The organism is Auritidibacter ignavus, assembly GCF_003703835.1.
GTDB classification, from domain to species: Bacteria; Actinomycetota; Actinomycetes; order Actinomycetales; family Micrococcaceae; genus Auritidibacter; species Auritidibacter ignavus.
Genome location: NZ_RDQR01000037.1, coordinates 1 through 4,944, shown reverse-complemented (window position 1 = coordinate 4,944; position 4,944 = coordinate 1). Strand labels below are relative to the sequence as shown.

Here is a 4,944-nt window from a genome sequence, read left to right as displayed (position 1 = left end):
GGACGCTGAAGAAAAGGGCGGCAGACATCCTGGCCTACTTCGACCGCCCCGGAACCTCCAACGGACCCACCGAGGCCATCAACGGACGACTCGAACACCTGCGCGGATCCGCCCTGGGCTTCCGGAATCTCACCAACTACATCGCCAGGTCCTTGCTCGAGAGCGGAGGATTCAAGCCCCGTCTACACCCTCGATTGTGAAGAGCCTTCAAAGCCCCAGAAAGTCGCGAGATCTAAGATGTTCTACGAAATTCACCCCGAAGCAGCCCGGTCCACCATTTCGCAAACGAGTAGCAAAATACCTGAAATCGAGTCCGCTAACGATTCTCTGGAATCTCAGGCATCGTCCTTGGGAGGCCAGCTTTCCTACAGTCCGCAGACCTCGGGCGCATTGAACGGCGACGTCAGCCAGGCGTTCCAGTCCGCTGGAGAAGCGTTGGTCTCAATGCTCCAAAACAATATTTCCGCCACCACGGAAGCCGTCAATGAGTATGGCAACGGTGATCAAGCTATGTGCGTGGCTGCTGATGGGGCACTGCAACAGGTCAACGTTACTGATATGCCAGGTGTTCGGTAAGAGGGATTGACCAGAGAGGAATTGAGATGGCTTTTGATGTCCCGGAGGTGGACAGTCCGTCGGTCGTGAGCTCTGGTGCCCAGGAGATTAGGACTGCTGGGGAGAAGATCGACCAGAAGATGAAAGATGCTTCCAGCGCTTGGCAACCGATTCGTGGCCAATATCGTGCGCCTGAAGCAAGCCAAGTGTATCGCGCAATGAGGACACCTGAAGAGATGGCGACAGAATTGATGTCTGCCGCGGATAAAGTTGGCACTGAGTTGGACCAATACTCTTCTGAACTGGCGGTGTTGAAACAACGTAGAGAAGCCCTTTTAGGGGAAATTGCCGCTTACCAGGCGGCGAACGTGGCGGCTGATCTTAGCGATCCTGCAGTCCTGGAGTATTTCAAGCGGTGGGAAGCCGAACTGCATAGGAAGTGTTTTCACCTTAGGGTAGGCGTAGAAAAAGCAGATTCAGAGTGTGCCACCTCGATCCGGTCGGCTGCTCAAGGCGCTGGTGATGGCATTGGTGAAACGTTGTTGAATGCCATTTTCCGCAACAATAATGTCGAGGGAGCCTTGGGCACATTATTTCAGGTTGGTCGACTGGGTGCTGATTCCGTCAAGTACGGCAGTATGGCGTATTTCGTCAGGAACGGTCGTGTTCAACTGCGGCAAGGTTGGGCCCCTCAGCTCTTGCAGAACCTTGCAGGGAGGGGGAAGTTTGGCGAAGGTCTGGCCAGGATCCTGTCCAAATGGGACGCTAGCGCTGTCACGAACAACGGTCAGTTCCTTGCCAAGAACTCGCCAATGAATCCGATGGCACACCCGAAGGGCCCCTTTGAAGCCCTTCAGACGGTGATTGCACGGAGTACCCTCAAGCTTGATGGTAAGAACTCGCGAATCCCCAATGCGGGTCATGGTGGCAAAGGTGGCACGTGGGACAGAGTCGCGAAGGGGTCCAAGATTGCCTCCCGTACCGGGAACGTCTTGTCCTTTGCAACTTCTACAGTGGAGTCTTGGCAGACCGACTCCAGTACACATCCCAATATGGGTACCGGTGAAAAAGGCACACGGGCGGTTGTTTCTGGTGGTTTTACTGCCGCTGGTGGATGGGCCGGTGGCAAGGCCGGTGCGTCAATTGGCGCCGCCGTTGGTTCTTTCGCAGGCCCCGTTGGTACTGTGGTTGGCGGTGTCGCAGGCGGTATTGTCGGCGGTATTGCAGGATCTAAGGCTGGTGGCTGGTTCGGCGACAAGGCCAAAGACCTCGTCAGCGGATTATTTAACTGACGTTGTTGAGGCGTTCAAGTTCCGGCGCTATTCAGGGAGCTCGGGAGTAGCGATAAGTTGTAAGGAGATGGAATGCCTAACTCAGGCAAGGCAGGGTCAACGGACAACACAACCTATACCCATCCGGAGATGGTCTTTGAGGTTTTTGCACCTCGCGGGTGGGAAGAAGACCTCTCCGGAGCTGATCGCGGGGTCTTCATCTACCTTTCCGACGAGATCTGGAACCAGCAGTTTCGTCCCAATATCGTTGTCATCCAGCGAGCAGCTGAACCTGGCACCGAATCGTTGGAAGGTTTAGCACGCGCCCAAGAACCTGTTGAAGCTTCATATCTCGAAGCCTTAGCGGATTATCGGCTACTGCATCTGGATGCAGACACCATTGGAGTGCAAGGTCTTCTCGGGTTGCTTCGTGTAGCGTCCTATAAAAACCCCGATGACCTTCCTCTGACGATGTTTCAGTGGGTGGTAGTACAAAATAACGTCCAAGTTGACCTCACCATCACCTACCCGACAGAGATGCTCGGAGAGCGCGCTCAACTGATTTTAGACATGGGGCATGGACTGTTGTGGAAGGAGGTGGCATCATGATTGAGCAACGAAGCACCGGCCGGGAAGGCTCCGGTGTAGAACTCAGTGCTGAGACTTTCATGACCCTGCTGGATCAGGGAGTGCCTCACGATGGATCTGAAATTTTCGATGTGAACGAGCGGGTTGTCTTTAGTAGCCAGCACGTCGCTCAGGGCACGGAAGAGATCTGGAATACGCTTCAGACACAGCGCTACAACGTCACAATTTCTTCCACAAATGGTGTCGGAATTGAAGACAATAGGTTTTTGTGGCTGGGGAGAGACGCGTGCGTGACTGCTGAAACCATCCAGGTTCAGTCAGGGTCTGATGCTCCTACCTTTTTATTGCGATCTCATCCACTCTCAAGCCGGTATACCGTGTTGATTGATTTGATGGGACTGGTGGCTATTGCCGATACGAACTTCGTGTCGGTAGATGCTGTCAAGATCCCAGCCAAGACATGGGAAAGTCTGGTAGTCGGTCCAGATGCTGGACGACAACAGCAACTAGCCCAACAACTAGCCCAACGACAAGCCTCAGAGCTGGTCGCCCAAGTATCACCTGACATGGCTGACGATATTCGTCGAGGTTTCTATCAGCAGGTTGTTGTTGTCTCTGAATCGCCTACTGAGCAGGGACCAACGCCGATTGCGACTGCTTGGATGTCGACTCCACACGGTTATCTGTCCTTCTTTTTGCAACCTGGGAAATTTTTTGGAAAAGCGCACTATTTGGAGCCGGTCGACGCCTGGATGTTGTTCATGATGGCTTCTTATCAGCTGCCGAGACAGCGAATGATTTCTACGTGGTAGGCCTGCGGATTGGTCCAGTGACGGTGTCATAAAAGGGGCGTGAGCTGGTGGAGATTCTTCTCTGGATAGGTATCCTCGTCGTTACCACGGCGGTATTCATTTTCTATATGTTCCATGTTCGGTTTCAAGAGAACGCGGAATGGTATGACGATTGGCGCGAGCCGGGGAATCTTTGGATTATGCCCTACTGGACTCCGGCGATGATTGTCACTGCATTGGGTCAGCTGTACGAACTGTCGGGGTATTGGGGCGGTGTTGTCGTCTTCAATCTGTTGCGGGTTGTCGCAATAATTACCATCCTCATGATTCCGATTGGGCTATTGGGGGTGCTCGGTATCCCCTTACCGTGGCCTTTCGTTCCCCGCTGGGTGGTTGAGCGACGTAAGAAAGATCGTGCTGAAAGGAAGGCGCGTCGTCGGAGGCGAAAAGAAGGCGGATAGCCTAGATTCGTCGAGGTTTCTATCAGCAGGTTGTTGTTGTCTCTGAATCGCCTACTGAGCAGGGACCAACGCCGATTGCGACTGCTTGGATGTCGACTCCACACGGTTATCTGTCCTTCTTTTTGCAACCTGGGAAATTTTTTGGAAAAGCGCACTATTTGGAGCCGGTCGACGCCTGGATGTTGTTCATGATGGCTTCTTATCAGCTGCCGAGACAGCGAATGATTTCTACGTGGTAGGCCTGCGGATTGGTCCAGTGACGGTGTCATAAAAGGGGCGTGAGCTGGTGGAGATTCTTCTCTGGATAGGTATCCTCGTCGTTACCACGGCGGTATTCATTTTCTATATGTTCCATGTTCGGTTTCAAGAGAACGCGGAATGGTATGACGATTGGCGCGAGCCGGGGAATCTTTGGATTATGCCCTACTGGACTCCGGCGATGATTTGCGGTGCATTGTTTGGGCTGTACGAACAGTCGGGGTATTGGGGCGGTGTTGTCGTCTTCAATCTGTTGCGGGTTGTCGCAATAATTGCCATCCTCATGATTCCGATTGGGCTATTGGGGGTGCTCGGTATCCCCTTACCGTGGCCTTTCGCTCCCCGCTGGGTGGTTGAGCGACGTAAGAAAGATCGTGCTGAAAGGAAGGCGCGTCGTCGGAGGCGAAAAGAAGGCGGATAGCCTAGGCAGTATTGGGAAGGAAGGTCGTTTCTCATGGAGATTTTGCTCTGGATCGGGCTGTTCGTTGTTTCGACCGCGGTGTTTATCTATTTCATGATCTTTGTGCGGTTGCAAGAGAACACCGATTGGTATAGGGACCACCGTGAAATTCCTAACCTGTGGGGTCATCCCGTACTGTTCCCCGTTTCATGGCTTTTGCCGTATTGATGTTGCACGAAATCTCGGGATATTGGGGCGGTTTAGTCACGGACTTTGTCGGTACGGCTCTGACTATTGGCTCCTTGGTCATGGCTGTGATCGGTTTGATTGGTGCTGTGGGAGTGCCACTTCCGTGGGCAGGTAAAAGGTTCCTTCCCCTCGTACCAACGGAGAGGTTGTCAATTCTGTTGTGTACGGGGGTTGGGTTTACAGGTATGGGTTCATTCGGTCGGGGTAGGCTGCCGCGAGTTGGGCTAGTGCCTGTTTCCAGTTCGTGGTGACTTGTCCTTCGACGAGTCTGCCGGCGGCTTTGCGCTGGCTGGCGGGTTTGCCGCGTTCCTTGGCTCGTTGGCGTGCGCGTTTGTCCTCGATCGTGCAGATCGCTAGCCACAAGAGTTTCA

8 protein-coding genes and 1 pseudogene are annotated in these 4,944 nt (G+C 53.6%); 8 read left to right on the top strand and 1 reads right to left on the bottom strand.

Features of this window, described 5'->3' with window-relative positions:
• The 8 genes from DYI20_RS11955 to DYI20_RS12420 all read left to right on the top strand — a co-directional run.
• The coding region (locus tag DYI20_RS11955) for a transposase (RefSeq protein ID WP_146206787.1) at positions 1–200 on the top strand (200 nt) is incomplete at its 5' end.
• A gap of 37 nt (positions 201–237) precedes the next feature.
• Positions 238–576 (top strand): DUF6507 family protein, encoded by a 339-nt coding sequence (locus tag DYI20_RS11950; RefSeq protein ID WP_110099378.1) that lies wholly within the window; start codon positions 238–240, stop codon positions 574–576.
• Between the two features lie 26 nt (positions 577–602).
• A complete protein-coding gene (locus DYI20_RS11945; protein ID WP_122549572.1) occupies positions 603–1,847 on the top strand; it encodes a hypothetical protein in 1,245 nt (414 codons plus the stop codon).
• Between the two features lie 72 nt (positions 1,848–1,919).
• Complete coding sequence (locus tag DYI20_RS11940; protein ID WP_122549571.1) at positions 1,920–2,435, top strand: hypothetical protein; 516 nt, start codon at positions 1,920–1,922, stop codon at positions 2,433–2,435.
• Positions 2,432–3,226, top strand: coding sequence for a hypothetical protein (locus DYI20_RS11935; RefSeq protein WP_110099375.1), 795 nt, complete (start codon positions 2,432–2,434; stop codon positions 3,224–3,226). Before DYI20_RS11940 ends, DYI20_RS11935 begins: the two co-directional genes overlap by 4 nt.
• Before the next feature lie 179 nt (positions 3,227–3,405).
• Positions 3,406–3,666 carry a hypothetical protein gene (locus tag DYI20_RS11930; RefSeq protein ID WP_147472567.1) on the top strand — a complete coding sequence of 87 codons (261 nt, stop codon included), beginning with the start codon at positions 3,406–3,408 and terminating at the stop codon, positions 3,664–3,666.
• 418 nt (positions 3,667–4,084) lie between these two features.
• On the top strand, positions 4,085–4,345 hold the full coding sequence (locus DYI20_RS11925; protein ID WP_147472566.1) for a hypothetical protein: 261 nt from the start codon (positions 4,085–4,087) through the stop codon (positions 4,343–4,345).
• A 33-nt stretch (positions 4,346–4,378) separates the two neighbouring features.
• Positions 4,379–4,552 carry a hypothetical protein gene (locus DYI20_RS12420; RefSeq protein ID WP_166769886.1) on the top strand — a complete coding sequence of 58 codons (174 nt, stop codon included), beginning with the start codon at positions 4,379–4,381 and terminating at the stop codon, positions 4,550–4,552.
• A 198-nt stretch (positions 4,553–4,750) separates the two neighbouring features.
• Here the strand turns inward: DYI20_RS12420 and DYI20_RS11920 are convergent.
• Positions 4,751–4,944, bottom strand: a pseudogene (locus DYI20_RS11920) (IS256 family transposase); the annotation flags it as partial.

Bases quoted from the DNA above. Each gene is read 5' to 3' on its own strand.
- DYI20_RS11950 (WP_110099378.1), top strand. From the start codon at position 238: ATGTTCTACGAAATTCACCCCGAAGCAGCCCGGTCCACCATTTCGCAA.
- DYI20_RS11945 (WP_122549572.1), top strand. From the start codon at position 603: ATGGCTTTTGATGTCCCGGAGGTGGACAGTCCGTCGGTCGTGAGCTCT.
- DYI20_RS11940 (WP_122549571.1), top strand. From the start codon at position 1,920: ATGCCTAACTCAGGCAAGGCAGGGTCAACGGACAACACAACCTATACC.
- DYI20_RS11935 (WP_110099375.1), top strand. From the start codon at position 2,432: ATGATTGAGCAACGAAGCACCGGCCGGGAAGGCTCCGGTGTAGAACTC.
- DYI20_RS11930 (WP_147472567.1), top strand. From the start codon at position 3,406: ATGCCCTACTGGACTCCGGCGATGATTGTCACTGCATTGGGTCAGCTG.
- DYI20_RS11925 (WP_147472566.1), top strand. From the start codon at position 4,085: ATGCCCTACTGGACTCCGGCGATGATTTGCGGTGCATTGTTTGGGCTG.
- DYI20_RS12420 (WP_166769886.1), top strand. From the start codon at position 4,379: ATGGAGATTTTGCTCTGGATCGGGCTGTTCGTTGTTTCGACCGCGGTG.